This is a genomic window from Streptomyces sp. NPDC014676, assembly GCF_043084105.1.
Classification (GTDB): Bacteria; Actinomycetota; Actinomycetes; order Streptomycetales; family Streptomycetaceae; genus Streptomyces.
This window is the reverse complement of sequence record NZ_JBIBZI010000008.1, coordinates 219,182-244,567: the sequence shown is the minus strand read 5'-3', so window position 1 is coordinate 244,567 and position 25,386 is coordinate 219,182. Positions and strand designations below refer to the sequence as shown.

At 69.5% G+C, this 25,386-nt stretch carries 22 protein-coding genes; 9 read left to right on the top strand and 13 right to left on the bottom strand.

The annotated features are described in order from the left end of the window. Positions 1 to 20 precede the first annotated feature (20 nt). The 3 genes from ACF1DX_RS23625 to ACF1DX_RS23615 are packed head-to-tail and all read left to right on the top strand — an operon-like array spanning position 21 to position 2,020. Positions 21 to 959 carry a PAC2 family protein gene (locus tag ACF1DX_RS23625; protein ID WP_030858789.1) on the top strand — a complete coding sequence of 313 codons (939 nt, stop codon included), beginning with the start codon at positions 21 to 23 and terminating at the stop codon, positions 957 to 959. An 18-nt stretch (positions 960 to 977) separates the two neighbouring features. Beyond that, positions 978 to 1,589 (top strand): dephospho-CoA kinase, encoded by a 612-nt coding sequence (gene coaE, locus ACF1DX_RS23620; RefSeq protein WP_391793105.1) that lies wholly within the window; start codon positions 978 to 980, stop codon positions 1,587 to 1,589. A 50-nt stretch (positions 1,590 to 1,639) separates the two neighbouring features. Continuing rightward, entirely contained in the window at positions 1,640 to 2,020 is a 381-nt protein-coding gene (locus tag ACF1DX_RS23615; RefSeq protein WP_030858785.1) for a M48 family metallopeptidase, read from the top strand. 13 nt (positions 2,021 to 2,033) lie between these two features. Here ACF1DX_RS23615 and ACF1DX_RS23610 read toward each other — a convergent pair whose 3' ends face one another. Continuing rightward, positions 2,034 to 2,297, bottom strand: coding sequence for a DUF6343 family protein (locus ACF1DX_RS23610; protein WP_391793256.1), 264 nt, complete (start codon positions 2,295 to 2,297; stop codon positions 2,034 to 2,036). Positions 2,298 to 2,432: 135 nt separating this feature from the next. On the opposite strand from ACF1DX_RS23610, the gene ACF1DX_RS23605 reads away from it, so the two are divergent. Beyond that, positions 2,433 to 3,131, top strand: coding sequence for a class I SAM-dependent methyltransferase (locus tag ACF1DX_RS23605; RefSeq protein ID WP_391793104.1), 699 nt, complete (start codon positions 2,433 to 2,435; stop codon positions 3,129 to 3,131). Positions 3,132 to 3,146: 15 nt separating this feature from the next. On the opposite strand, the gene ACF1DX_RS23600 is transcribed toward ACF1DX_RS23605, so the two are convergent. Further along, positions 3,147 to 3,755 carry an RNA-binding S4 domain-containing protein gene (locus tag ACF1DX_RS23600; protein ID WP_391793103.1) on the bottom strand — a complete coding sequence of 203 codons (609 nt, stop codon included), beginning with the start codon at positions 3,753 to 3,755 and terminating at the stop codon, positions 3,147 to 3,149. Positions 3,756 to 3,829: 74 nt separating this feature from the next. On the opposite strand from ACF1DX_RS23600, the gene ACF1DX_RS23595 reads away from it, so the two are divergent. After that, positions 3,830 to 4,552, top strand: coding sequence for a uracil-DNA glycosylase (locus ACF1DX_RS23595; RefSeq protein ID WP_391793102.1), 723 nt, complete (start codon positions 3,830 to 3,832; stop codon positions 4,550 to 4,552). 430 nt (positions 4,553 to 4,982) lie between these two features. Here the strand turns inward: ACF1DX_RS23595 and ACF1DX_RS23590 are convergent, their stop codons facing one another. Then, positions 4,983 to 6,116, bottom strand: a complete 1,134-nt coding sequence (locus tag ACF1DX_RS23590) for a glutathione-independent formaldehyde dehydrogenase (protein ID WP_391793101.1) — start codon at positions 6,114 to 6,116, stop codon at positions 4,983 to 4,985. A gap of 182 nt (positions 6,117 to 6,298) precedes the next feature. Here ACF1DX_RS23590 and ACF1DX_RS23585 point away from each other — a divergent pair, with 182 nt between their 5' ends. Beyond that, the gene (locus ACF1DX_RS23585) at positions 6,299 to 6,490 is read left to right on the top strand and encodes a hypothetical protein (RefSeq protein ID WP_030858776.1); all 192 of its coding nucleotides are present in this window, start codon (positions 6,299 to 6,301) and stop codon (positions 6,488 to 6,490) included. Between the two features lie 89 nt (positions 6,491 to 6,579). Here ACF1DX_RS23585 and glpK read toward each other — a convergent pair whose 3' ends face one another. From glpK to ACF1DX_RS23570, 3 genes are all read right to left on the bottom strand, one after another. Beyond that, the gene (gene glpK, locus ACF1DX_RS23580; protein WP_391793100.1) at positions 6,580 to 8,103 is read right to left on the bottom strand and encodes a glycerol kinase GlpK; all 1,524 of its coding nucleotides are present in this window, start codon (positions 8,101 to 8,103) and stop codon (positions 6,580 to 6,582) included. Between the two features lie 51 nt (positions 8,104 to 8,154). Continuing rightward, complete coding sequence (locus tag ACF1DX_RS23575) at positions 8,155 to 8,997, bottom strand: MIP/aquaporin family protein (protein WP_391793255.1); 843 nt, start codon at positions 8,995 to 8,997, stop codon at positions 8,155 to 8,157. A gap of 333 nt (positions 8,998 to 9,330) precedes the next feature. Then, positions 9,331 to 9,918 carry a hypothetical protein gene (locus ACF1DX_RS23570; RefSeq protein WP_391793099.1) on the bottom strand — a complete coding sequence of 196 codons (588 nt, stop codon included), beginning with the start codon at positions 9,916 to 9,918 and terminating at the stop codon, positions 9,331 to 9,333. A 389-nt stretch (positions 9,919 to 10,307) separates the two neighbouring features. Here ACF1DX_RS23570 and ACF1DX_RS23565 point away from each other — a divergent pair, with 389 nt between their 5' ends. Then, positions 10,308 to 10,685 carry a hypothetical protein gene (locus ACF1DX_RS23565; protein WP_391793098.1) on the top strand — a complete coding sequence of 126 codons (378 nt, stop codon included), beginning with the start codon at positions 10,308 to 10,310 and terminating at the stop codon, positions 10,683 to 10,685. Positions 10,686 to 10,892: 207 nt separating this feature from the next. Here ACF1DX_RS23565 and ACF1DX_RS23560 read toward each other — a convergent pair whose 3' ends face one another. The 4 genes from ACF1DX_RS23560 to ACF1DX_RS23545 form a co-directional block, all read right to left on the bottom strand. Beyond that, positions 10,893 to 11,336 (bottom strand): SMI1/KNR4 family protein, encoded by a 444-nt coding sequence (locus tag ACF1DX_RS23560; protein WP_391793097.1) that lies wholly within the window; start codon positions 11,334 to 11,336, stop codon positions 10,893 to 10,895. A 271-nt stretch (positions 11,337 to 11,607) separates the two neighbouring features. Next, a complete protein-coding gene (locus ACF1DX_RS23555; protein ID WP_391793096.1) occupies positions 11,608 to 12,162 on the bottom strand; it encodes a hypothetical protein in 555 nt (184 codons plus the stop codon). A gap of 79 nt (positions 12,163 to 12,241) precedes the next feature. Then, complete coding sequence (locus tag ACF1DX_RS23550; RefSeq protein WP_391793095.1) at positions 12,242 to 13,204, bottom strand: hypothetical protein; 963 nt, start codon at positions 13,202 to 13,204, stop codon at positions 12,242 to 12,244. Positions 13,205 to 13,289: 85 nt separating this feature from the next. Continuing rightward, positions 13,290 to 21,938 carry a DNRLRE domain-containing protein gene (locus tag ACF1DX_RS23545; RefSeq protein WP_391793094.1) on the bottom strand — a complete coding sequence of 2,883 codons (8,649 nt, stop codon included), beginning with the start codon at positions 21,936 to 21,938 and terminating at the stop codon, positions 13,290 to 13,292. A 260-nt stretch (positions 21,939 to 22,198) separates the two neighbouring features. Between ACF1DX_RS23545 and ACF1DX_RS23540 the strand changes: the two genes are divergently transcribed. Together ACF1DX_RS23540 and ACF1DX_RS23535 are read left to right on the top strand one after the other, a co-directional pair. Next, positions 22,199 to 22,690, top strand: a complete 492-nt coding sequence (locus tag ACF1DX_RS23540) for a hypothetical protein (protein ID WP_391793093.1) — start codon at positions 22,199 to 22,201, stop codon at positions 22,688 to 22,690. Between the two features lie 124 nt (positions 22,691 to 22,814). Further along, complete coding sequence (locus ACF1DX_RS23535) at positions 22,815 to 23,174, top strand: Scr1 family TA system antitoxin-like transcriptional regulator (protein ID WP_391793254.1); 360 nt, start codon at positions 22,815 to 22,817, stop codon at positions 23,172 to 23,174. A 57-nt stretch (positions 23,175 to 23,231) separates the two neighbouring features. On the opposite strand, the gene ACF1DX_RS23530 is transcribed toward ACF1DX_RS23535, so the two are convergent. From ACF1DX_RS23530 to ACF1DX_RS23520, 3 genes are all read right to left on the bottom strand, one after another. Further along, entirely contained in the window at positions 23,232 to 23,771 is a 540-nt protein-coding gene (locus ACF1DX_RS23530; RefSeq protein ID WP_391793092.1) for a hypothetical protein, read from the bottom strand. 658 nt (positions 23,772 to 24,429) lie between these two features. Next, positions 24,430 to 24,891, bottom strand: coding sequence for a GNAT family N-acetyltransferase (locus ACF1DX_RS23525; RefSeq protein WP_391793091.1), 462 nt, complete (start codon positions 24,889 to 24,891; stop codon positions 24,430 to 24,432). Continuing rightward, positions 24,888 to 25,304, bottom strand: coding sequence for a RidA family protein (locus tag ACF1DX_RS23520; protein ID WP_391793090.1), 417 nt, complete (start codon positions 25,302 to 25,304; stop codon positions 24,888 to 24,890). Before ACF1DX_RS23520 ends, ACF1DX_RS23525 begins: the two co-directional genes overlap by 4 nt. Positions 25,305 to 25,386: the final 82 nt, after the last annotated feature.

The following is a 25,386-nucleotide window of genomic DNA, read 5'->3' as shown; positions in this document are numbered from 1 at the left end:
CATGAGGAGGAGCGGTCACTGTGCTTGATCCGCAGGGTTTGTACGCGTGGGAGCCGAAGGGGCTCGGTGTCGTCGACGTGGCACTGGCCCAGGAGTCGGCCGGACTTGTCATGCTCTACCACTTCGACGGATACATCGACGCGGGGGAGACCGGGGACCAGATCGTCAGCCGGCTGCTCGACTCGCTGCCCCACCAGGTCGTCGCCCGGTTCGACCACGACCGGCTCGTCGACTACCGCGCCCGCCGTCCGCTGCTGACCTTCACCCGCGACCGGTGGAGCGACTACGAGGTGCCCGCCATCGAGGTGCGCCTCGTCCAGGACGCCACGGGAGCGCCCTTCCTGCTGCTCTCCGGGCCCGAGCCGGACGTGGAGTGGGAGCGCTTCGCCGCCGCCGTCCAGCAGATCGTGGAGCGGCTCGGCGTGCGTCTGTCGGTGAACTTCCACGGCATCCCCATGGGCGTCCCGCACACCCGGCCCGTCGGCCTCACCCCGCACGGCAACCGCGCCGACCTCGTCCCGGTGGCCGGCAGCGTCTTCGACGAGGCACAGGTGCCGGGCAGCGCCGAGGCGCTCGTCGAGTACCGGCTCATGCAGGCCGGACACGACGTCCTGGGCGTCGCCGCGCACGTGCCGCACTACATCGCCCGTTCCCCGTACCCGGACGCGGCACTGACCGCCCTGGAGGCGATCACCGCCGCGACGGGACTGGTCCTGCCCGGCGTCGCGCACGCGCTGCGCACCGACGCCCACCGCACCCAGACGGAGATCGACCGCCAGATCCGGGAAGGGGACGACGAACTCACCGCCCTCGTCCAGGGCCTGGAGCACCAGTACGACGCGGCGGCGGGCGCGGAGAGCCGGGGCAACATGCTCGCCGAGCCGGTGGACATCCCGTCGGCGGACGAGATCGGCCGCGAGTTCGAGCGCTTCCTGGCGGAGCGCGAGGGCGACGGCTGACGCCCTAGGCTGTCCCCCATGCTGACAGTGGGGCTGACCGGCGGGATCGGTGCCGGCAAGAGTGAGGTGTCGCGGCTGCTCGTCGAGTGCGGGGCCGTGCTGATCGACGCGGACCGGATCGCGCGCGAGGTCGTCGAGCCGGGCACGCCCGGTCTCGCGGCGGTCGTGGACGCCTTCGGCGCGGAGATCCTCACCGAGGACGGCAGGCTCGACCGGCCCAAGCTGGGCTCCGTCGTCTTCGCCGACCCCGGGAGGCTGGCCGTCCTCAACTCGATCGTCCATCCCCTGGTGGGCGCCCGCTCCCGTGAGCTGGAGGAGGCCGCAGCCGAGGACGCCGTCGTGATCCACGACGTCCCGCTCCTCACGGAGAACGGCCTGGCCTCCCTCTACGACCTCGTGATCGTCGTCGACGCGAGCCCGGAGACCCAGCTCGACCGGCTCGTCGGCCGGCGCGGCATGACGGTGGAGGACGCACGCGCGCGGATGGCCGCCCAGGCGACCCGCGAGCAGCGCCGGGAGATCGCCGACATCGTCATCGACAACGACGTCCCCCTCGACGAACTGCACCGGCGCGTCAAGGAGGTGTGGGCCGACCTCGTCCACCGGGAGCGGGCCTCCCACCCGGAATAGCGGGTGCCGGGCGGGGCGTTGAACCCGTTCAGCGAGGGAAGGATTCCGCCGTGCCCGAGACCAGCGGTTCGACCGGACGTACGCCGGAAACGCATGTCATCGACTTCCGTGCCGCCGAGCACCTGCTCGCCTCCCGGGACCCCAGGGGCGCGGTGAAGCTGCTCGACGGTGTCATAGACGTCCACCCGGAGAACACCGCCGCGCGGCTGCTGCGTGCCCGTGCCTTCTTCGCGGCGGCCCAGCTGCGCCCCGCCGAGCTGGAGTTCTCCCTCGTGCTGGAGCGCGAGCCGGACAACGCCTTCGCCCACTTCGCGCTCGCCCGCACCTACCAGCGGCAGGGCCGCCCGCACCCGGCCAAGCGCCACTTCCGGCTGGCGGCCGCGCTGGACCCGAACCCGGAGTACCTGAAGGCGGCCCGCTTCGACGAGTGAGGGGCGGCCGGCGCTACGGGCGGTCCCCCGGCGGCCGGTACGGGGGCACATCGCGCCCCGGCTGGTAGTGCGGGCCCTGGCGGATGTGCCGCAGGACGACGGCGAGGTCGACCGTGACGGCCAGCCACAGCAGCCCGCAGGCGAGCGCCCAGCCCGGGTGCCCCGCGAGCGCGAACGCCACGGTCCCGGACACCGTCCAGACCACGCCCCACACGCTCAGCCAGAACCGCATCCGCAGAGCACTGCGGGCGGTCGTCGGCTCACTGCCCGTACGCATCCCGATCACCACCTCGTCCACGCCGCTCCCGCGTGTTCCGGGTTCCCCGAACCGCCTCCAGGACCGCGTGTCACTCGGTCGGGTGAACCGACGAGGGAGGGGAACGGGCGTGCGGACGCCGGCCGTTTCACGGGCATGGAACTGAGAATGCGTGAGGGCCATGAGGGGACGGGTCCCGGGGCGATCACCCCGGACGGCTGCGCGGTGGAGCTGTACGCGCGACTGCCCGTCGGGGACGAGCCGGACATCATCGCCGCCGCGGTGCCGGCGGGGGCGCGGATCCTGGAGCTGGGCAGCGGCGTCGGGCGGATGACCCACGCGCTGCTGGAGCGCGGCTTCGAGGTCACGGCGGTGGACGAGTCCGCTCGGATGCTGGAGCGGGTGCGCGGGGCACGGACGATATGCGGCCCCATAGAGAGACTCGACCTCGGTGAGACGTTCGACGTGGTGCTGCTCGCGTCGTTCCTGGTGCACGCGGGGGACGTGGAGGTGCGGCGGGGCCTGCTGCGCACCTGTGCGCGGCATCTGGCGAAGGGCGGGTGCGTGCTGATCCAGCGGGAGGGCGAGGACTACCACACCGATGTGCCGCGCGAGCGGGTCGACCCGGCCGGCTTCACCGTGCGGATCGTGTCGGCGGAGCCGGTGGGCGACGGCGTCGACTCGGTCCACGCGGAGTACGTGTTCCCGGACGCGACCTGGACCCAGACGTTCCGCGCCCGCCCCCTGACGAGGGAGCAGTTCGAGGAGGCGCTGGCGGAGACGGGCCTGACGGTGGACCGGTACCTGACGGAGGACAGGATGTGGGTGAGGGCGGTGCCGATGTCCGACATCTGATCACGCGCCCCGCGCTCACGGCCGTGCCGCGCCCCCGGCCCCCCTGCCGCGGGCCTTGCGTCCACCGGCTGTCTCACGTCCGGCGGATCCACCACGCCCTCTGCCGGTTCCACCGGACGCGGCGCCCGGGTCACCGCTGCCGCCCGGCTCGCCCGGTCCCGCGTGTCCGCCGAACGGGGCGGGGCCGCCCAGGCCGCGCAGCCGTTCCATCTCCCGGCGGTCGCGCTTGGTGGGGCGGCCGGTGCCGCGGTCGCGGATGCCGGCGGGGGCGACGGCCTCGCGGGGCGGGGGCGGCGGGGAGTTGTCGATGTAGCACTGGACGGCCACCGGGGCGCCGACCCGCTTGCGGATCAGCCGCTTGACGACGACGATCCGCTCCCGGGTCTCGGCCCGCAGCCGCACCTCGTCACCGACACGGAGGGAGTGGGAGGGCTTCACACGCTCGCCGTTCACCCGGACGTGTCCGCCCTTGCAGGCGGCGGCTCCGAGGGAGCGTGTCTTGACCAGCCGCACCGACCAGATCCAGCTGTCGATCCGTACGGACTCACCACTCGGCGGGCCGGCCGCCTCGGCGGCGGCCACGGCGGCGGCGACCTTGGGGTCCTCGGCACTCTCAGAAGCCATGGTCCCGACCCTAACTCTTGGCCCCGGCCGGTGGTGCGGGGTTTTCGCCCGCCCCGAACACCTACGGTGGAACCATGGACCCCCATGGCCTCGACCGGCTCGACCAGCGCATCGCCGGCTGTCGTGCCTGCCCCCGGCTGGTCGACTGGCGGGAGGAGGTCGCCCGGACCAAGCGGGCCGCGTTCGCGGACTGGACGTACTGGGGGAGGCCGGTGCCCGGATTCGGGCCGGCGGACGCCCGGCTGCTGATCGTCGGCCTGGCGCCCGCCGCGCACGGCGGCAACCGCACCGGGCGGATGTTCACCGGGGACCGCTCCGGGGACGTGCTGTACCAGGCGCTGTACGACGTGGGGCTCGCCTCGCAGCCGGACTCCACCCACGCCGGGGACGGCCTGGAGCTGTACGGCGTGCGCGTCACCTCGCCCGTGCACTGCGCCCCGCCCGCCAACAAGCCCACCCCCGAGGAGCGGGACACCTGCCGGCCCTGGCTGGTGCGGGAGCTGCGCCTGCTGCGGCCGACGGTACGGGCCGCGCTCGTGCTGGGGGCCTTCGGCTGGCAGGCCGCGCTGCCCGCGTTCGCCGAGGCCGGCTGGACCGTGCCCCGGCCCCGGCCCGCCTTCGCGCACGGCGCCCGCGTCGCCCTGGACGCCCCCGACGGCCCCGGCCTCGACCTCTTCGGCTGTTTCCACGTCAGCCAGCGCAACACCTTCACCGGCCGCCTCACCCCCGAGATGCTCCGGGAGGTGCTGCGCACGGCGGCCGGGGCGGCGGGACTGGGTACACCGGGAAGGGGATGAGCGGTCCCGGCCGACGCCGGTACGGTGCTCCGACGAGCCGGTACCCATGGACCGGACCCGTACGACGACGCGCCGGCGACGACGGACCGGTACGCCCGGTCCCGCGCCTGACACCTCACGGCCGTCACACGTACCGCGCGTCCGGCTTCCGCTCTTCGTTCCCGGGCCCGTCCGTCCATTCCACGGCTGTGAAGCCGTGCCGCTCGGAGAAGCGGTGCGCGGGTGTGCTGACCGGAAGGTCCACAGCGCGAGCCCTTCGGGGCCGCACTTCCCGGCCAGGGGACGGGCCGGCCGCCGGTTCCGTGCCCGCGCCACTCGGGGTGAGGCGGAACCGGTCCGCCTCCTCGCCCTCCAGTGCCAGCACGTCGACCGCCTTCCGGCCCGCCATTCGGACCGCCCCCGCACACGCATGGCTCCCGCGGCGCCGGGGCTACGGGCGCAGCACCACCTTCGTGTAGCCCTCGATGCGCTTGTCGAACTTGTCGTAGGCCGACGGCGCCTGGTCCAGGGGCAGTTCGTGGGAGACGACGAAGCTGGGCTTCGCCCTGCCCTCGATGATCATGTCGCGCAGTTGCCGGTTGTAGCGCTTCACGTTGCACTGCCCCGTGCCCAGCCGCAGGCCCTTCTCGAAGAGCTTGCCGACCGCGACGAGGAGCATGCCCTGCTTGGACTGCTCGTCCGGGGCTCCGGGGTCGGACGGCACGTAGAGCCCGGGAACGCCGAGCATTCCGGTGGCGCGCACCGTGCGGATGAGCGAGTTCAGGACGGTCGCCGGTTCCTCGCGGTCCGTGCCGCCCGCCGTGGCCTGGTAGCCGACCGCGTCGACGCCCTTGTCGGTGCCCATGCCCTCGGTCTGCTCGTGGATCTGCTCCACCGGGTCGCCCTCGGCGAAGTTGACCGGGACCGCGCCGATCTCCTCGGCCTTCTGCAGCCGCTCGGGGACCCGGTCCACGACGAAGACCTTCTTCGCGCCGCGCAGCAGCGCCGAGTAGGCGGCCATGAGACCGACCGGTCCGGCGCCGTACACGGTGACGCTCTCGCCGGGGCGGACCTGGGCGAGTTCACAGCCGTGGTAGCCGGTGGGGAAGATGTCGGCGAGCAGCACGAAGTCGTTCTCGTGCTCCTTTCCCGGCGGCAGTTTCAGGCAGTTGAAGTCGGCGTAGGGAACGCGCAGGTATTCCGCCTGGCCGCCCTTCCACGGTCCCATCGCGACATAGCCGTAGGCGCCACCGGGGAAACCGGGATTGACGGTCAGGCAGTATCCGGTGAATCCCTCGGCGCAGTTCCGGCAGAATCCGCAGGCGACGTTGAAGGGCATGACCACACGGTCGCCCTCCTTGAGCGAGGTGACCCCCGGGCCGGTCTCCGTGATGATGCCCATGTTCTCGTGACCGAAGGTGATACCGGGCTCGGCGGCGGTACGACCCTCGTACATGTGCAGGTCGGAACCGCAGATCGCGGTCGAGGTGACCTTGACGATCACGTCGTTCGGATGCTGGACGGTGGGGTTGTCGACTTCTTCGACGGCGACCTCGAACGGTCCCTTGTACACGACGGCCTTCATGGCTACGACCTCCACTCGGTGGCGTACGGGTCCGGTGGCGCGCCTCTCCCGATGGTTCCGCGTGACCGATTTCTCATGGTTCTCCGGTCTGGCCGACGAGGCAAGCCGGTAATATCCGGACGCACATCGTCCGACGTTCCGCGGACGACGCATGCCGTAACCGAGAACGGAAAGAGGCCGCCATGGCAGCGCAGCGGCTGGGAACCCTGCTCGTCGCGGTGCCCGGACTGTCCGGCACCACCTACCCCCCGGGCACGACGGTGACGGTCCGTGGCCGTGGGGCCACTGTCGACGGGTTCGTGAACGGCGACTGGCTTCCACTGTCGTGGTGGGAGTTCTCCGACGGCCTCCGCGAGGACATCGCCGACCGCTGACCGCGGCGCCCGTCACCCGCCGGCCGGTACGCCACCCCGCCGGCCGGTACGCCACCCCGCCGACCGGTACGCCACCCCGCCGACCGGTGTCAGTCGTCACTGACCTTGACCCAGTCCAGGGTCCGCTCCACCGCCCGCTTCCAGTCCTGGTAGCCCTCCTGGCGCCGCTCCTCGCTCCACTGCGGGGTCCAGCGCTTCGACTCCTGCCAGTGGGTGCGCAGCTCGTCGGTGTCGCGCCAGAAGCCCACGGCGAGCCCGGCGGCGTAGGCGGCGCCCAGCGCGGTGGTCTCGGCCACCACGGGACGGCTGACCGGTACGCCCAGCACATCGGCCTGGATCTGCATGCACAGATCGTTCGCGGTGACGCCGCCGTCGACCTTGAGCACGTCCATGCGCACACCGGAGTCCCGCTCCATGGCCTCGACCACGTCGCGGCTCTGGTAGCAGATGGCCTCCAGTGTGGCCCGCGCGATGTGGCCGCCGGTGTTGTACCGGGCCAGCCCCACCATGGCGCCGCGTGCGTCGGAGCGCCAGTAGGGGGCGAAGAGACCGGAGAACGCCGGGACGAAGTACATCCCGCCGTTGTCCTCCACCGAACGCGCCAGCTGCTCGCTGTCCGAGGCGCTCCCGATGATCTTCAACTGGTCGCGCAGCCACTGCACGGCCGCGCCGGTGACGGCGATGGAGCCCTCCAGGGCGTAGACCGCGGGGCTTCCCGCGAACCGGTACGCCACCGTCGTCAGCAGCCCGCTGCGTGAACGCACCAGCTCCGTACCCGTGTTGAGCACGAGGAAGTTGCCGGTGCCATAGGTGTTCTTGGCCTCACCGGGGGAGAAGCAGACCTGGCCCACGGTCGCCGCGTGCTGGTCGCCGAGTACACCGGTGATCGGGACGGCGGCGCCCAGCGGCCGGGAGGTGCGGGCCCGGCCGAACGCCTCGGGGTCGGACGAGGCGTGGATGTCCGGCAGCATCGTGCGCGGGACGCCGAAGATGTCCAGCAGCTCGTCGTCCCAGTCCAGGGTCTCGAGGTTCATCAGCATGGTGCGGCTGGCGTTGGTCACGTCCGTGGCGTGCACACCGCCGCTGGGCCCGCCGGTGAGGTTCCACAGCACCCAGGCGTCGGTGTTGCCGAACAGGGCGTGGCCCGCCTCGGCGGCCTCGCGCAGCCCGTCCACGTTCTCCAGCAGCCACTTGATCTTGCCGCCGGAGAAGTAGGTGGCCGGCGGCAGACCGGCCTTGTGGCGGATGGTGTCGCCGTGACCGTCACGCTCGAGAGCGGCGGCGATGCGGTCGGTACGGGTGTCCTGCCAGACGATGGCGTTGTAGTACGGGCGGCCGGTGCGCGGGTCCCAGACCACCGTCGTCTCGCGCTGGTTGGTGATGCCGATGGCCCGCAGGTCGGTGGCGGTCAGGCCACCGTCGCGCAGGGCGTTCTGGATCACCGTATTGGTGCGTTCCCAGATCTCCACCGGGTCGTGCTCGACCCAGCCGGACCGGGGCAGGATCTGCTGGTGTTCGAGCTGGTGCCTGGCCACCTCGTTCCCCGCGTGGTCGAAGATCATGAAGCGGGTGCTGGTGGTCCCCTGGTCCACCGCGCCGACGAATTCGGGCATCGCTGACACCTCCTGGTTGACGACAGGGTCCTGACGGCAGGGTCCGGGGACCTACGGTTCCTCGGTGGCCGGGCCTTTCTCCTGCTCCGCCAGCGCTCTCGCCCTGGCGGTGATCACCGGTTTGATGAGCAGGTCGTACACGCCGACACCGACGATCCCGCCGATCAGCGGGCCGACGACGGGGATCCACCAGTAGCCGCTGAACCATCCGAAGGTGCCGGGCAGGGCGATGTCGCCCCAGCCTGCGAAGAAGGTGAACAGCCGGGGTCCGAAATCACGCGCGGGATTGATCGCGTACCCGGCGTTGGTGCCGAAGGTCAGGCCGATCACGACGACCACCAGACCGATGATGAACGGGTGGAGATTCGCCGTCGGAGCCGTATTGCGGGTGTCGATGACGGCGCAGATGAGCAGCAGCAGAATCGCCGTTCCCACGATCTGGTCGAGCAGCGGGCCCCACCAGGAATTCCCGAAGTATTCGGCGGGGAACGTCGCGAAGATGGAGTAGGTCGCCAGCGACTCGTCCCGCGGGACTCCGGCCTTGGCGTCGGCCGCGTCGATGGCCCACCGGTAGCACGCGTAGACGAGCGCGGCGGCGGCGAAGGCGCCCACCACCTGCGCCAGCCAGTACGGCAGGACCTTCCGCCAGGGGTGGTCCCCGCGCACGGCGAAGGCCAGCGTCACCGCGGGGTTGAGGTGGGCGCCGCTGACACCGCCGGCCACGTAGACACCGAACACCACGGCGAGGCCCCAGCCCCACGCGATGATGAGCCAGTTGGCCGGACCGAATTCCACGAATTGCCGTCCCGAGCCGGGCAGACCGACGACGGCGACGGCCACCGACCCGGCGCCCAGCAGGAGCAGGACGAACGTCCCCAGGAATTCGGCGAGCATCTCGCCGCCGAGACCTTCTCGATAACCTCGACGACGTGGGCTGCTTTCAGCCTTGATGCGTTCAGCCATCGGCTCTCCTCGGCAGGAATGGCACAGGCCTTCCCCTCCCTTTACCGGCAGCGTATGCGTATCGCCGTGAGAGGGCGCCCGGAGCAGGGCGTTTCCTTCCAATGGAGCAACGCGCCGCCCGCGCGCCTTCTCCCGTCGGCAGTGGTCGAGGACCGGCACCAGGAAGGACTCGGTCTTCCCGGACCCGGTCCGCCCGGTCGGGAACGAGAGTGGTCCCCTCCGCCCCGAGGAGGGAAGGGGACCCCGAGAGGAGTCCCGACGGCTCTACACCGCCTTCTTCTCCGGGTTGACCGCGTCGAAGACGATCGACTTCCGCTTGAAGTCGGCGTAGAACGTGGCGGAGTAGCGTCCTTGCGTAACGGCGGTCACGAAGTCCTCACTCGTCTGCCACTGGACGCTTACCGGTACACGTGGACGGACGGTGCCGAGTACCACCGGCGTACCGGGCTCGTCCTGCCAGGCGTAGCCCTTGCTCAGCCTCGCCACGTCGGCGTCCGCGAGCCGGACGACCCCGGACACCCGGAAGTCCGAGGGACCAGGTACCGATGACCTGCCCTTGCCGAGGACTTCCCCTGCCCACTCCACGGCATCGAAGTCACCCAGCTCGGGGAAGTACTTCCGCACCAGGTCCTCGTCCTGCCGGATGCCGGGCTCACCGATCCCCCCGGACCGGGATTCCGGGGCCCCGGCGGCGTCCGCCGACCCGGTCCGATGACCGCACCCCACCAGTACGAGCACGGCCACGGCCGCTGCTGCGAGGCGGGAAGCCCGGCGGATCCGCAGCCGTCCTTCTTCGTCCGTCGCACCCGCGTCGAAGTCGTACCGGTCCAGTGCGTGAACCGTGACGTTCATGCTCATCCCGTCGCCGTTCCGTTTGATTGTGGCGCTGCCCCGGATCGTGGTGCCTGCTCGTCGTCCCACAGCACCGGAGACCACAGTTCAGCCGTTGTCGGTGCCCTTCCAGAAATGGATCCGACCCTCAAGAGATGTCCACAAACGTGGGCCAACCCCAGTGCGGGCTTTGCCTTATTTCGTGGATACTCGCGTGTTATGCGACCAGGTCCAGATTATCGATGCTGCCGGCGTGCTGCCGTTCGTAGTCGACCACTGAACGCGTGCGGCGATCGCTCGCAGTCGGCAGATCACCAGGCCGGCTCCTGAGATGTAAAGGGCGTTGGATGTAGCATCGTGCGCCCCTGGGCGCCTCGGTCGTTGCCCGACTACTTCTGGCGCACACCAGCATGGCGAAAGACGAATCCGTGGGTACTGAGCAAGTGCGGCCTTCCCCCGCGGCCGACAGCCCGCAGTACAGCGCCGGCGCCTGGTTGATCGGCTGGGTGGTCTTTCTGGGATCGGGGTCTGCGGCCGCGGTACTGCTGCTCAACTCCTGGGCGAACTGCCACCTCGGTCGCCATGTCCAGCCGTTCGTCTGGTTGGTGGTGGCCGTGATCGGTACGGTCGACGGCCTCGACCGTACTGTGGGCCGTGTCCGCAGGCTGACCGGTCGCCGGGGCCTGCTGGCACCCTTGGCATTGACGGTTTTTGCCACAGTGATATTGCTCGGGCTCGTGCTGGCGACTTGGTATCAGTCGCCGGGCCACCCTGACAGCCTGTGCTGATCGGGCATTAGGAACCGCTCAAGGGCGAGCCGGGCTTCCCCGTCGGTCAGCGCGTACGTCGTCGTGAGGCACTGCGTCAGACTGCCGCGGACCTGCGCGGCGGTCAGGGCGGGCCGCACGACGACTCCTTCGTCCCGGTGGTTGTCCGGGACAACCGGACAGTGCACGTCCGACACGGTCCGCCCGGTCAGGAACGAGAGCGGTTCCTCAGGTCAGCGGCTCGTAGAACGGACCGTCAGGTGCGAGATTGCGAGAACATACCGTCACGTCCTGCCCCTCGAGATAAGCCAACAGCCAATCGCCGAACGTCATCTCGTGGAGAGTCCAGGCCGGACTGTCGAACTCCTGGACCACGACGCGCCAGGGCGACGAGGGCTCGTCGGGGACACGAAGGAAAATCCATTCCCCCGTCATGGCCGATGCCACGGGCATCAGCTCACCGGGGCCCGCCCCTGCCGGAGCGGGCAGGAACTCCGCCATGTCCTCCTCGCGCCACATCTCGAGGTCCCCCTTGATGCTTTCTCCCAGACTGCGCAGGGGATGGGGGGCAGGGTGCTCCAGATACAACTGTCCGTTGATCTCGACCGAACCGTAGGCGTCCACGATCTCACGGAAGTCCGCAGGGAACCGGATGCCGAGTTCCTGCTCCAAGTCGGTCCATGGGGCCGGATCCGACCAGTTGAACCGAGGCTCTCCCAAGAGGCTTCGTATCTCAGAGAGCGTTGCCATGTCGGTGTCCCTTCTGGCCTTGGAACGGGCTCGGTGCCTGCGTTCAGGCGATCACCGTGAGTGCCGGATGGAGCAGGTGCGACGACCGTGCGGCCTCCCACCTGCGCGAGGCCCCTGCCGCCACGCTCGAACGGGTGGTGACAGGGGCCCTTGTGCTGTGAGGCGGACCAGGTTCTACCCGGATGCGTCCGGGTCAGCGATAAGCGTCGAAGAACGGACGCTCCACTTTCCTCGCGATGGAGAACGGACGGAATTCCCGATCCGTGAGAACCCGGTGGATGAACTTCGAGGTGGGAACACCGTCGAATCGGTGCCAGTCCTCCAGGGGGGAGGTCCGGGCGACGATGGGCCATTCTTCGGGATCCTTCGACGTATCGGCCAGCCAGTAGTACGAGGCTTCCGTCATCGACTGTCCCCAAAGAATGAGCCCGCTGCCCTCGAAGACCGGATAAGGGTCGAAAAGGACCTGCACCTGCGGATTGTCCCACTGATCCTTCAGTGAATTCAACCTCCCCAGCAGACTGTGCGGTTTGACACTGTCCACCGGCAGTAGTTCCAGAAAGCCGCTGAAGGCACCATGGCCGAACACTTCGCAGATCTCCTTGAAGTCACCCGGGAGGGGTGTTCCGAGCTCGCGCTCGATGTCCGCCCAGTCCACCTCGTGCCGCTCGGGCTGCCGACCGGTAAGGGAGACGAGTTCACTCACCCATTCCATGAGGTTCCCTTCCTTCCCGGTCAGCTCGATCACACGCCGCACCCACATGCGACAACCTTTCGGAACCGACCCGGTCGGGCACCGAACGTCCGCCCCGGGGCGGGGCGCCCCGTCAGAACAGTGAGTCGTCGCCCCGCAGTCGGCGTCGTAGGAACGAGGCGAAGGTCTGCTCCTCCAGGTGGGTGAGCGAGGTGCCCCCTGGCTCGATGTAGGCGACGCGCCACTCCTGCGGGTCGCCCGTCAGGGCGAGCCAGCCGAAAGCCCTGCCCTCCAGTTCGCCCCACTGCAGGAACACCGGGTCCTCGGTCAGCCAGGCGGCCTCGGCGACGGGAAACACGCGCATTCCGGCGATCACCCCGCCGGGGAACTCCCGCATGACTGTCAGGTAGTCCTCCGGGAACACGAGGTCCGGCCTCTTCGTGTTCTCCGCGGCCCCGTCGACGAGCTCCCGCGCGTACTGCCGGATGCCCGGAACACCGATGTTCCGGATCCGGGCGACGAGTTCCTCCACTGCGCCGATGTCCGGGTTCGACAGCACCGTGGCCGTCGCCCGCATGTCGTCGGCGATCTTCCAGAAGGAACCCGATTCGTATTCCTCGACGGTCTCGAACGCGGGAACCCCCTCGGGACGTCCGAGCAGCGCCCGCGCCACGAACTCCGAGGCGGAGAAGGGAAGGTCGAGCCACAGCTGGAAATCGTCGTCTGTGACGACGGTCGTCCAGTCCGCGGTGTCGTCGGAGGTGGTGTCCCACAGCAGTACGCCGTCGGTTGCGCTGCGCCCCCACGGCACCATGCCGCCGGGCTCCGGGTGGAGCGGCAGCCACAGCCGCTGGTCGCGGCTGCGAAGCGACAGCTCCATGTCCCCGATGCGCATGGAGGTGGGCCGGGTGAACTCCTCCAGGGAGCGCACGGGAAGAGCGCCGGGTCGTTCGAGCAGCACGGACCCTGCGAAGACCCCGGCCGGTACGGCCTGGACCAGGAGCTCGAAGTCCTCGGGAACGACCCGGCCGTACTCGTCCTCCGGTCGTGCCGGGGCGTCGAAGCCGAGTAGTCGGACGACGTCGAGATGATTCATGTGTTCCTCTCTGATCGGCTCTGACCGGTGTCGGTGCCGGCGGTGGGGCGGGCGATCGGCGACCGCCCGCCCCGCCGCCGGTCCGTCAGTCGTGAACTCCGCTGTTGATCAGCCGTGAGAATGTACCCGACGAACTCGACACGTACATGTGTACGCCGATCGGGGTCACCCGGTTCGGGATGTAGATCGGAATGGACTGGTAATACACCCGTTCACCCAGCTTGAGCCGTCTCTCGATCTCGTACTCCACCGACCGCATCTCCGTCTGGTTGGCGTAGGCGGTCGTCGGGATGATGTTCTTCCGGAGGTGGGTGCCTCCGAACTCCCGGGCGATCAGGTGAGCCCGGTTCCAGTCGTCTGCCTCGTCCTGCAGACTCCAGCCGACCGGATCCTGCGGTTCGCTCGTGTTCCTCGTCGCCGGAGCGGACGGGTTGAGACAGGCGAACCCACCTGTCGCCCGCCCCTGCCCGTCCACGGGCGAGTTCCAGACGGTGCTGGCGCCCGAGGAGCTCTGGCACTTCTTGTTCTCGTCGCCGGCGTTGTCGATCGCCTTGCGCTGGAACGACGTGTCCGGCTCGGAGCTGTGCGCCGAAAGGCCCTGGAAGAGCCGGACGATCATGGAGACCGCCGCTCCGGTGGCCGTACCCTTCGGACCGCTCGAACCGCCACCACCACCCGGCGGGGTGGGTGCCGGCCCGGGAGCCGGCGACGGCGTGGGCCCGGTGGCCGTCCGGCTGGACGACCCGGAGGAAGAGACGTCCTCCGCCGACGGCATCAGCTGGCCGAGGGCCATGGCCATGTCGTTCAGGTTCTGCTGCCCCGACGGTGTCGCCGCGTACAGGGCCGTGGCCAGCGCCGCACCCGCGTACCAGATCAGCGGGATGGCGAAGTGGCCGTCCAGCTCGACGAAACTGGTGGGGTTGCCACCGGCGAACGAGTAGCGGTTGCCGGTGAACGGATCCGCGCCCAGGTTCATGTCGGCCAGCGCGCCGTTGTACATGTCCCGGGTGGTGAAGCGGTTGAGCCCCGGGCTGTAGTCCCGGAACCCCATGTCGTACGTACCCGACTGGGCGTCCCAGCGCTTCGCGTTGAAGCGGTAGGGGTTGTACTCCTGCTTCGTCGGGTCGGCGGCGTCCGGCTTGTCGATGCCCGTGAACTCCGACTTGTCGTCGGAGCCGTAGGCGGTGTAGCCGTACGTCGCCTTGGTGTCGCCGTTCCTGTCGGTCAGCGTCTCGACGTCGTTGTGCGAGTTGTAGCCGTAGAAGCCGTCCTCGCTCGTGCCGTCGGTGTTGTGCTTGACCTGGGAGAGACGCTCGCCCCACGGGCTGTACTGATACGACTTGGTGAGCTGGCCGGCGACCTCCTCGCTCAGCACCTCCGTGGACAGGCCGAGGTAGCTGAACTCGGTCGTCTTGCCGTCCGCGGTCTTCGACGCGGTGCGGTCCAGCGGGTCGAAGGTGTACTTCGTCGACTTCATCGCGCCGGCGGCGTCCATCTTCTGGGACTCCACGACGTGGTCGAAGCCGTCGTACACGCTCCTCTCGATGACCTTGCCGCCCGAGGTGACCGACTCCTGGCGGCCGAACGGGTCATAGTTGTACGTGGCCGTCGTGCCGCCGGTGGTGCCCAGCAGCAGGCGGTTGCGGTCGTACTCGTAGGTGGTCGTGACGTTCTTGACCGTCTGCGAGACGACGTTGGCGTTGTCGTCGTGGACGTACTTCTCGGTGCCCGCGCCGTTGCCGGTCTTGACCGACTCGACGAGCCGGCCCACCGGGTCGTAGGTGTAGTCCGTCGTGGAGTCGAGGTACGCCGCGTGGTTGTCGGCGTTCATCTTCTTCGCGACGTCCTGCGCCTTGTTGCCGTTCAGGTCGTAGGCGTAGGTGTGTGAGGAGACGAGGTTGCCGTTGGGCTTCCGCTCCGTGGTCGACTTCAGCTCACCGCCGAGGTGGTACGTGAAATCGACGATGTTGCCGTTGGCCTTGGTCTCCTTGAGCCGCTGGCCTCGGTCCGTGAACGTGAAGGTGGTGACCTTGGGCGAGGGGTCTGTGGCGGACTTGCCGATGGAGACCGACTTGACCAGCTCGCGCGAGTCGTAGGCGTACTTGGAGAACTGGCTCGGGTGGGTGACCGTGTCCGCCTGGCCGTTCGCGTCGTAGGTGTACGACGTGACCTTCTTCTCCTGGCCCGCGAGGGCCTCGGTCACCTTCTGTACCTGGTTCAGTCCGTCGTAGACGACCGTGTACGCGTCGATCCTCGCGCCCGACGACGTGTCGTCGATCGACGTCATGTTGCCGTTGACGTCGTACGCGTAGGTGAACGTCCGCTTCTCGGCGTCCGTCTCGCCGGACGTGTCCCGCACCAGCTTGACGGCGTCGGCGACCACGATGCCCGAGCTGCTCTGTTCCAGCTTCAGCGTGGCGTCGTTGCCCTGCTTCAAGCTGTACGAACCGAGCGCCACCCAGGTGCCGGGAGCGGCCGTCTGGTCCTTGCTGACCGACGGGTGGGTCGTCGCACCCTGCGCCAGCGTGTACTTCGCCGCCGTCGCGGCGCCCGTGACCTTCGGGTACTTCGCGTACGCGGTGTACGTGCCGTCCTTCGGGACGTTCAGCGTCCAGGTGAAGGCGTCCGTGCCCGCACCGGCCGCATGGGTGCGGTGGTCGTAGCCCTGCTGACCGGCGACGTCGCCGGTCGCCCACGTGCCCGTGGCCGAGGTGTGCTGGGTGTCGGAATTCTCGACGAGCACGACCGACTTGCCCGCCGGTACGCCGTCGTCCGACTTGGACTTGAGCTTGCCGTCGGGATAGTACGACTGCGTCATCGTGCGGTCCGAGGAACCGCCCGCCGACGTGAGGGTACGGGACGTCTGCTGCCCGATCTCGTTGTAGTCGTACGTCGTGCTGATGTCCCACGGGTCGGTGGACTTCCTCGTCCAGCCGTTGTCGAAGTACTCGAAGACCGTGTCGTTGCGGACCGTCTGGCCCTCCGACGGCGGCAGCGACTGCCGCTCCACCCGGCCCAGCGCGTCGTACACGGTCTGCGTGTAGACGTTCGGGTCGTCGTGCAGGGGGTCGCTCGGGTCGTACGGCTGGTACTGCTTCACCGGACGGTTCAGCGCGTCGTACTCGGTACGCGAGGCGAAGTCGTCCACCATGGCCGTCGCGGTGCCCCGCGGTGTCGTCACCTTGGTGGTGTTGCCGACCTGGTCGTACGCGTACTTCGTGATGCGGAACGTGGTCGCGTCGTACGGGACCTTGACCTCGGCCTGCTTGCCCCGCTCGTCGTAGGTGTAGGTGGTGGTGCTGTTCTCGGGGTCCGTGGACGTGAGGACGAGGCCGTCCCGGTCATAGGTCCGCGAACTGGATTTGCCCGCCGCGTCCGTGAACGTGGTGAGCCGGTGGTTCAGGTCGTACGCCATCTTGGACGTGTGGTCCGTGGTGTCCGCGGTGGCGTTCTTCTTCGGGTCGACGACCTTGACGGGGTTGCCGACGACGTCGTACTCGTAGCTGATCCTGTCACCGGCCGCGTTGACCGCCGCGGTGAGCTGGTAGATCTCGTCGTAGTGGTTGGTGGTGACGTAGTCGGTGGTGTCCGAGGCGGTCAGCGTGCCCTTCGGCTCCGTGACGGTCCTGAGGTTGCCGACCTTGTCGTAGGTGTAGGCGGTCCGCCGCTCGGGGGACGTGGGGGTGTCCTTCGGAGCGGTGGCCGAGGTCATCTGGTCCGCGACGTCGTACACCGCGGTCGAGACCGCGCCGTTCGGCGACGTCGACTCGGTGATGTTGTCGTTGGCGTCGTAGACCGGGGCCGGCGCGGTGATGAAGACGCCCGCGGCCTGGTCCTTCGCGACCGTGCCCGACTTCGGCCGACCGAAGGCGTCGTACGTCTGCGTGGTCTTCTTGCCCAGCGTGTCGGTGACCTCGGTGACCTGGCCGCGCTCGTCGTAGACGAACGACGTCGACCCGCCCAGCGCGTCGGTGATCCTCGCCGGGTAGCCCGTCGGACCGAAGTCGCTGTTCGTCGTCGGGTTGCCGTTGGCGTCGGTCGCCCTGGTGAGCTGGCCGTGGGAGTCGTACTCGTACGACGTCGTGTAGTCGTCCGCCGTCGCCGTCGCGACGCCCTTGGGGTCGGTGACCGTCTTCAGGTTGCCGAAGGCGTCATAGCCGAACTGCCACGCGCGGCCCTCCGGGGAGGTCTTGGTGGACAGGTCGGCCGCGAAGCCGTCGGCGCGGGTCTGGTAGCTGTACCGCTGCGCGTCGGCCGGGTACGTGCCCGGAGCGCATTCCGAGGCGTCCGGGACACCGGACTTGTTGTTCTCGGCGTCGCGCGACCAGAGCGGGTAGCCGGTCTTCTGGTCGTAGCAGTAGGCCGTCTTGGCGCCGTTGGCTTCTTCCAGGTAGGTGACGTTGTTGTCCGCGTCCCAGGTCATCTTCGTGGTCTGGGACTTGGCGTTCGTCGTCTGGACCGGGCGGCCGAAGTCGTCCGCCACGTAGGAGGTGGTGTGCGACTCGGCGTCCGTCACCTCGGCGTCGGTGAACCTCGTGTTAGCCGCGTTCGCCGCGTACGTGAAGCCGGTCGTCCCGTCCAGGCGGTCGGTGATGGTCTTCGTCCACCAGTGGTACTTCGGATCGTCCCCGGCCGACGGCTCGTTGTACGCCAGCTTCGTGCCGTTGCCCCGCGGGTCGTCGACCTGGACCAGTTTGACGTTCTTGTTGCCCTGCGTGGCGTCGTAGGTGAAGGCGAACACCTTCGGCTGGGCCGAACCCGCACCGTCGGTCATCTTGGTCAGCAGGCCCTTGTCCGAGTACTCGAACGTGAGCTTGCGGCCCGAGATGTCGGTGACCGACTGGATGTGGTCCTCGATCTTCGGTGAGGTCGCCTCGGTCTTGTCGTAGTAGTCGACGGTGAGCGACTGCCGGCCGGCCGGGTCGGTGATGTACCGGAGGAACTTGGTCGGCTTGTTGTTGGACTTGCGTTCCTCGTACGTGAACGTCTGCGTGTTGCCGTTCTTGTCGACCGCGGACGTCATGTAGCCGTCGCAGCCGAAGAGGAAGCGGGTGCCGTCGGGGCGGGTGAGCGTCCAGGCGTCCGGGATCGGGTCCTTGGCCGGGGTGCAGTCCAGGCCCGGCTTCATCGACACCTGGTAGTGGACGCCCGCCGGGGCCTTCCACGTGCCGTCGTCCTGCTTGCGGAAGACGTGCGAGGTGCCGTCGCCGTCCGGGAGGCGGATCTCGGTGGGGTGCGGGTTGGGGTGGAAGTCCAGCGGCGCGCCCAGCCGGATGGGGCCCGACGCCTGGAACGACCAGCCGTGTCCGGAGACCGTGTCCGAGGTGTCCAGCGAGTTGTACGCCACCCGGAAGAACGTGGTCAGACCCCGGCCGGGGTTGGTGAACGCGTTGTACTGCCACACGCTGTTGCCGGCCGCCAGGTTGTTCATCACCGTGGAGCCGGCGCCGGTGTTCTTACCGGTGTAGGAGTAGAACTTCTCCAGGCCGAGCTGGTTGGAGGTCGGGTCCTCCACGGCCACGTGCTGGGTGAGGCCGGCGACCTCCGCCGCCGTACCGGCCGTGTCCTGGACCTCCCAGGTCAGCGTGTACTCGGTGCGCTTGTTGCCGGAGTCGGAGTTGATCGGCGTCTTGACCTGCGCGGGGATGGTGACGGAGGCACCGGGGGCGAGGTCGTGCGGCAGCGCCGTACGCACCTGGTTGCCGCCGGTCGTGGCGTCCGTGCCGTCCGGCAGGGACCACCGGTAGGTCAGCTCGTGACCGGCCGGCGTCCACTGCTGGTCGGTGGTGTTGGTGAGGGTGACGTCGACGGTGTAGGCGGAGTTGGGCGTCATCCGGGCCGGCGTGCCCGGCGCGTAGTACGTCGACTCCGGGGTCTCGTCCACGTAGGTGACGACGAGCTTGGGCCGCAGCCGCTGCTCGGGCGCCTCCGAGGACAGGAAGACCGAACGTTCCTGCGCGGCCGTCTCGTCGGCCGTCCTGATGGCGACACCGTGCGCGCCGGCCGGGTCGGTCACCCAGCCCTGGGCCAGGGAGGTGACGTCCCAGTCGTGGCGGGCCGGGTCGTTGCTCATCGCGCCGACGTCGGAGACCGCCGCGCCGAGGTCACCGCCGGGCGTGGTCCAGGCGGTGGCGGAGGTGGCCTTGTTCCAGGTCGCGCTCTCGTCGAAGTCCCGGGTGAGGGGGCACAGTTCGTAGACCGCTCCCTCGGCGCTCCGCGTCGACTGGGTGCCCCAGAGGCGGACCGTGGCCTGCAGGACGCGCGAGGACGCGGGGACCCCGAGGTCGCCGAAGTCCAGCAGGGCGCGGGTGTCGCCGTAGGTGGTGGAGTTGTTGCCGACCGTCAGCCACGGCTGCGGCCCGTACTCGTCGAACGTGTCGTGGGTGGTCGTCGGCCGCGCCGCGGACAGGCTGGTGTCCTGGCCGGCCGTGATGACCTTCGTGGTGCGGCCCGCCTTCGGCAGCCGTACGAGCTGGGTGGGCGAGCCGATGACCTGCCCGTCCTTCGTCTTCACCGCGACCATGTAGTAGTAGGCGCGGCCGAACGGGTCGGCGCTGTCCGCCGGGGTGGGCACCGCCGTGGTGTCGGTGAAGGCGTTCGCCGACCCGTCCACGGGGGCCACCAGCGTCGCCGCCGACGGCGTGAACGACTGGTAGACCGAGCGGTGGACCTGGTATTCGACCAGGTCGTCACCGGTGGAGCCGGCGTCCGGGTCCTGGTAGTCGGGCCAGTGCAGCTCCGCGCCCGTCGCGTGGATCACGGACGGGGAGTCGAGGGGCACGCCCTGCCGCCCGAAGGTCAGCACCAGGCGCGGGTAGTTGGCGCTCTCGCCGCCGTAACCGAACTCGCTGCCCTCGTAGCGGGGGCCGCCCTTGGGAGCGCCCGCGCTCTCGTCGCCGGCCTTGACCACGAAGCCGTGGTTGTCGTAGGTGCCGTCGATCCACTGCTGGACGGTCTTCGTCACCGGGAACGAGTGCCAGGTGCTCACCTCGCCCGGCTTCTTGGTGACGGTCCCGCCCTTGGTGAAGCGCACGGCGTCCGCGACGACCGCGGTGGACGTCGAGGCCGGTGCGTCACCCAGGACGATCCTGCCGGCCGTGCCCGCCTTGAACGGGTGCGAGCCGAGCGACTTCCACACCCCGCCGGTGCCGGCGCTCTGGTCGACGGTGTACTGCTTCGACCCGCCGGAGTACGTCACCGTGTACGGTGCGTTCGTCGCCCGGTCGACGGCGGGCACGCTGTGCACGTCGACCTGGTAGGTGCCGTCCTCCGGCAGGTTCGGCTGCCAGGTGTACGTGTCACCCGCCACCGCGTCCTTGTTGTACAGGTAGTCCTGGTTGACCGCGTGCTGCGTGTACGTGGTGTTCCCCGACGCCGGCCACGAGCCCACCGCCGCGGTGCGGCCCGTGTCCCCGTCGTCGACGACGACGGACGTGCCGGACAGCTCACCGGTGATGCCCTGGGCGCTGTTCCAGGTGGCCGTCGCCTCGCTCCACTCCTGGGTGGCCCGGTGCGCCTCCAGGCGCACCTCGTCACCTGAGGTGGTGTGCGTCTGGTCGTAGTACAGCTTCAGGTCCGCCGAGTCCACGCGCGTCCCGGCCGGTATCTGGGACAGCGGGAACCGCAGCAGGGCGCGCGAGGAGCCGGTGGTGGTGTTGCCGACCGACAGCCGCCAGTTGTCGTCGTAGTTCGACGCCGGGCCGTCCGAGGAGATCATCACGTCCTGCGCCGTCGTCGGTGTCGGCGCGATCTCGATCGTCGGGTCGACCGTGACGGGGTACCGGCGTTCCTTCGCGGCCAGCCACTTCGCGTCCGGCGTGACGGTCAGCGTCCAGCCGTCCCCGGCCTTGGCGAGCCGCTGCTCCACCTCGGTGCTGTACTCGGTGCCGTACGGCGACGAGGCGTCCTTCTTCGAGTCCGTCATGAACCCGGCCGGGATCACCAGCACGGGGTCGGCGGACTCGCCGAAGAAGCGGATCGAACCGTCCTCGCCCTGCTTCGGCGTCAGCCCGTCCACGTCCAGCGTGAACGTGAACTCGACCGGCCCGGAGGGCCGTTCGTCCAGGACGATGTTCTCCTTGACGCGCCCGGCACCCACCTCGTAGGCGAGGTCCGCGCCGTCGATCGCGTCCTTGTACGTGACCGTGCTGCCCTCGGCCGTCGGCTTCAACGCGTCCGCGCCGGCCAGGCCCATCGTCACCGACCGGCCGTCACCGGCCTCCACCCGCAGCAGCTTGTCGGCGTCCGAACCGAACCGGCTGTGCAGCGTGTTCGTCGTGTTCGCGAAGTCGAAGCCCTTCGTCCCCGACTCCTCGACCGACGTGTCGATCGGCTTCCACCCGGCCTTCCTGCCCGTACCGTCCCGGTAGGACGTCGGCACCGCCGACAGCTCCACCTCGGTACGGCCGTCGGACATCCGCCAGTACCGGGCGTTCGCCGTCCGCCGGCCGGTCAGCTCCTCGACCCGCTTCGCCTTCGGCGCGTTCTTTCCCTTGGGCAGTTTCTGCCGGTCCGCGATTCCACGCTCACCGTACGACGGGGGGTCGGGGTTCTTCTCGTCGTCCCCGAACCAGTCGGTGACGCTGTCGAAAAACCCCTTTTCATCGCCCTTTTCGGGCTCCGATGGCGGGGCCGCGTACGCGACCTGCGGCAAGAGCGTTCCCGCTATCGCCGCCACCACCAGACAGGAGAGATATCTCCTGTACGGCACCTTCACGTCATGACCTCTCGACATCGGCGGCCTGTCCCGCCGAACGCGAAATGGGCACGCCGAACGAGCCGTTACGGAGAATTCCGAACGGCGGCCGGATTATTGACCAGTTGAATGACGGCGTGTCAAGCGATGGGACATTTGGGGTCATTGAAGCCCCGGAACGCGGTAGTTTCGCCCCCGTTTGTCTTCTCGGTGGCGCCGCGTGTTCCGCATGATGTATAACCGCCCGGTTCCGTACCGGAAGCACGCGCGGAAATTGCGCCCGACGAAAGCCGGCCCCCATGCCAACGACCGAAAGCACGGCGGAAACAACGGAAAAGGACGCCCCGGCCGGCGAATCGACCGACAGGCGCCGGGGCGGCGACCGGGCGGGCCTCCTCACCGCCGGCGCGATCCTCGTCGCCTGCCTGGGCTTCGTCCTGTACGGCGTCCTCGGCGCCGAGGACGACCCCCTCCCGGAGCGGCCGAAGACGCCGACGGCCGCCGTGACGTACCGGGTCACCGGCGAGGGCAGCGTCGACGTCAGCTACCTCGCCCGCGGAGAGGAGGGCAGGGCGACCGTCGAGAAGGACGTCGAGCTGCCCTGGGAGAAGACCGTCCAGGTACCGCTGGGCCAGCCGCCCACCCTCGGCATCGTCCTCGACGGCAAGGGCGGACGGGCGCGCTGTGCCCTCGCCGTCCGCGGTGCCCACGTCCAGAGCGCCACCGCGTCGGGCACCTACGGCCGCGCCACCTGCGCGGGCGAACGGCTCGCGGCGCCGGAGGGGTCCTAGGAGGCCCGAGGCTTCGGGGGGCGGGTTTCCCGGACGGCCGTCACCGGGGCGCACTGCGCCCACACGGTCCTGCCGGCCGAGGCCGTGGGGCGGGCGTCGCTCCGTGCGGGTGTCCGACACCTCGATGCGCAGGGCGCCGCCCTCGGTCCCGGTGAGGCCGACGTGGAAGTCGCGGGCGGTTCGGACCGAGGAGTACGCGCGAGCGGTGTTCGCCATGTGGCAGCCGCTCCTGCACGAGGCGATCATCGAGGAGCGTGTTGCCGCGCGGCCGGCACGGCGGGAGACCTTCACCAAGCACCCTCCCCCGCCTTGGGGTCGCCGCCCGGCACACCGCGTAGGGCGAAGAGCATCGCAGGGCCCCGTGACCGCTGACGTGGTCACGGGGCACTGGCGTGCTGACGGCCGGCGGCCGGCTGCGATTCCGGCGTCCAGGCGGGCCTGGAAGTGGGCGTGCGCGGCGAGCGTCCGTATCCGCGCGGGCTGACCGCGAGCGCCCCCACCGCCCGGCCGCGGTCCCCGCTCCGTGGGAGCCGTGCGTGGGTCAGTTGCAGTTGGTGACGTTCTTGGCGACCCGGTTGATGAGGTAGGTGGAGGAGGACGACGACGACTTCATCAGGGCCGTCACCGTTCCGCAGCCTCCCGGCTTCTGCCACACGGGACCGGCGTACGAGCTGAACGTGCCCTCGTCGACGGCGCACGGGGTGGAGGTGAAGTTGTCACAGAGCTGCAGCTTCATCCACTTGGCGCTGCCCGTGTTGTTGTCGAACATGGAGCAGGTGTTCTGGTCGCTGGCGGCACCGTTGCCCCCGTAGACCCACAGTGTGCCCAGCCGGTTCGTGTCGGTGGGCAGACGCAGGGCGAGGGTGATGGTGTCGTACTCCGCCCCGCAGAGGTTGGCCATGGCCGCCACCTTCTCGGGGTGGGCCTGCGCGTAGGCCGCGGATTCGGCGTCCACGCCGGGCCCGATCCGGATGTCGTCGGCGGCGTGGGAAGAGGTCGCGAACGGGCCGGCCGCCGTGATCGCGAGGGCGATCGCGGCGGTGGTTACCGTCCTGCCCGCGGTGCGCGGCACTCTGTACATGGAAGACCCTCCTGAAGTCATTTCCGGATCATCTTGCGGCGGCGTCTTTTTACCTGCCGGAAGCATCCATGATCTAGAGTTGCCCGGTATAAACATTTTCTTGGAATGAAGATGGGTGCAGAATATCTGCCGGTGACGAATCACTCGGTGTCGGATTTTCCTGGAATGTATTCTTGTGGGTGGTGGGTTTTCCGCCAGGCAGGTGGTGGCTCATTCGCTCGACGGTGATGTGAATGGCCTGCGGGCGACCTCGCCCCGATCCATGCGTGGCAGCGTGTCGCGGTTTATCGACGAAGACCGCACAGGGGGAATTTCCCCACCTCGCTTCATGTCGGGAAGGGTCCCGCCGGCATTCGTGCCGACATCGGCGTACTGCTGGAGCGGCGACCGCTCGTCACGGACGGCACGCCCCCGCGCCCCACGGAGGCGGGGCGCACGCCGACCGCCGTCGTCGGCACGCGGACCGCCCCCGTCTCCGCCCGCATCCGGGGCGGGACACCTGCCGAGGACCGGGCCGCGTCCTCGCCCCGGTCACCGAGCGCGCCGACGCGGAACCGGCGGCACCGACCGGGTGACCGGCCACTTCCCGGCCGTCCCGCCCGCCCGGTTCACGCCGGGCCACGACCGCGTCGTACGGTGAACGACGCCGCCCGGCCGCCTACGGCCGCCACACGTACCGCACGTCCGGCTCCCGCTCCTCGTTCCCGGAGCCGTCCGTCCACTCCACGGGCGCGAAACCGTGCCGCTCGTAGAAGCGGTGCGCGGGCGCGTTGACCCGGAAGGTCCACAACGCGAGCCCTCCGGGGCTGCGTTCCTTGGCCAGCGCGACGAACCGGTCACCGATTCCGTGCCCGCGCCATTCGGGGGCGAGGTAGAGCTGGTCCAGCTCCTCGCCGTCCAGCACCATCACACCGACCACATCCCCGCCCGCCTCCGCCACCCACGTCTCCCGTACGGGTATGAGCACGTGCCGGAAGTGGTCCCGCACCTCGTCGTCGGACCGGGGCCGGACCACGCCCGGCAGCGCGGCGGCGAAGGACCGAAGCCAGACACCGGCCGCGGCCTCGGCGTCGGAGGACAGCGCCCGGCGCAGCTCCACCGTCCGGTCGCCGCCCCTCACGATCCGGCGTCGGCGTCCGGCACGACCGCCGTCGCCGTGATCTCCACGAGCTGCCCGGTATATCCGAGGCAGGCCACACCGATCAGGGTCGACGAGTGGGGCCCCGCGCTCAGCCCGGACGCCTCGACCACGTCCCACACGGAGGTCAGCACCGCGGACTCACCGCTCACGACGTACACGTCCGTCGCGACGACGTGCCCCAGGTCGGAGCCCACCGCCCGCAACTGCTCCTCCAGATTGAGGATCACCTGCCGGGCCTGCCGCACCGGATCCCCCTCGCCGACCAGCTTCCCGTCGGCGTCCAACGGGACCGATCCGGCGAGGAACGCCAGCCTCGTGCCCGCCTCGACGACGGAGGCGTGGGAGTAGGTGGGCGGCGGGAAGAGAGCGGGGACGGTGACGCGCCGGATCACGCGGACTCCGATCTACGGGGAGGACGGACAGCCCCCGATCCTGCATGACACACCGAGCCACCGCACCCGTATTTCGCTCGCC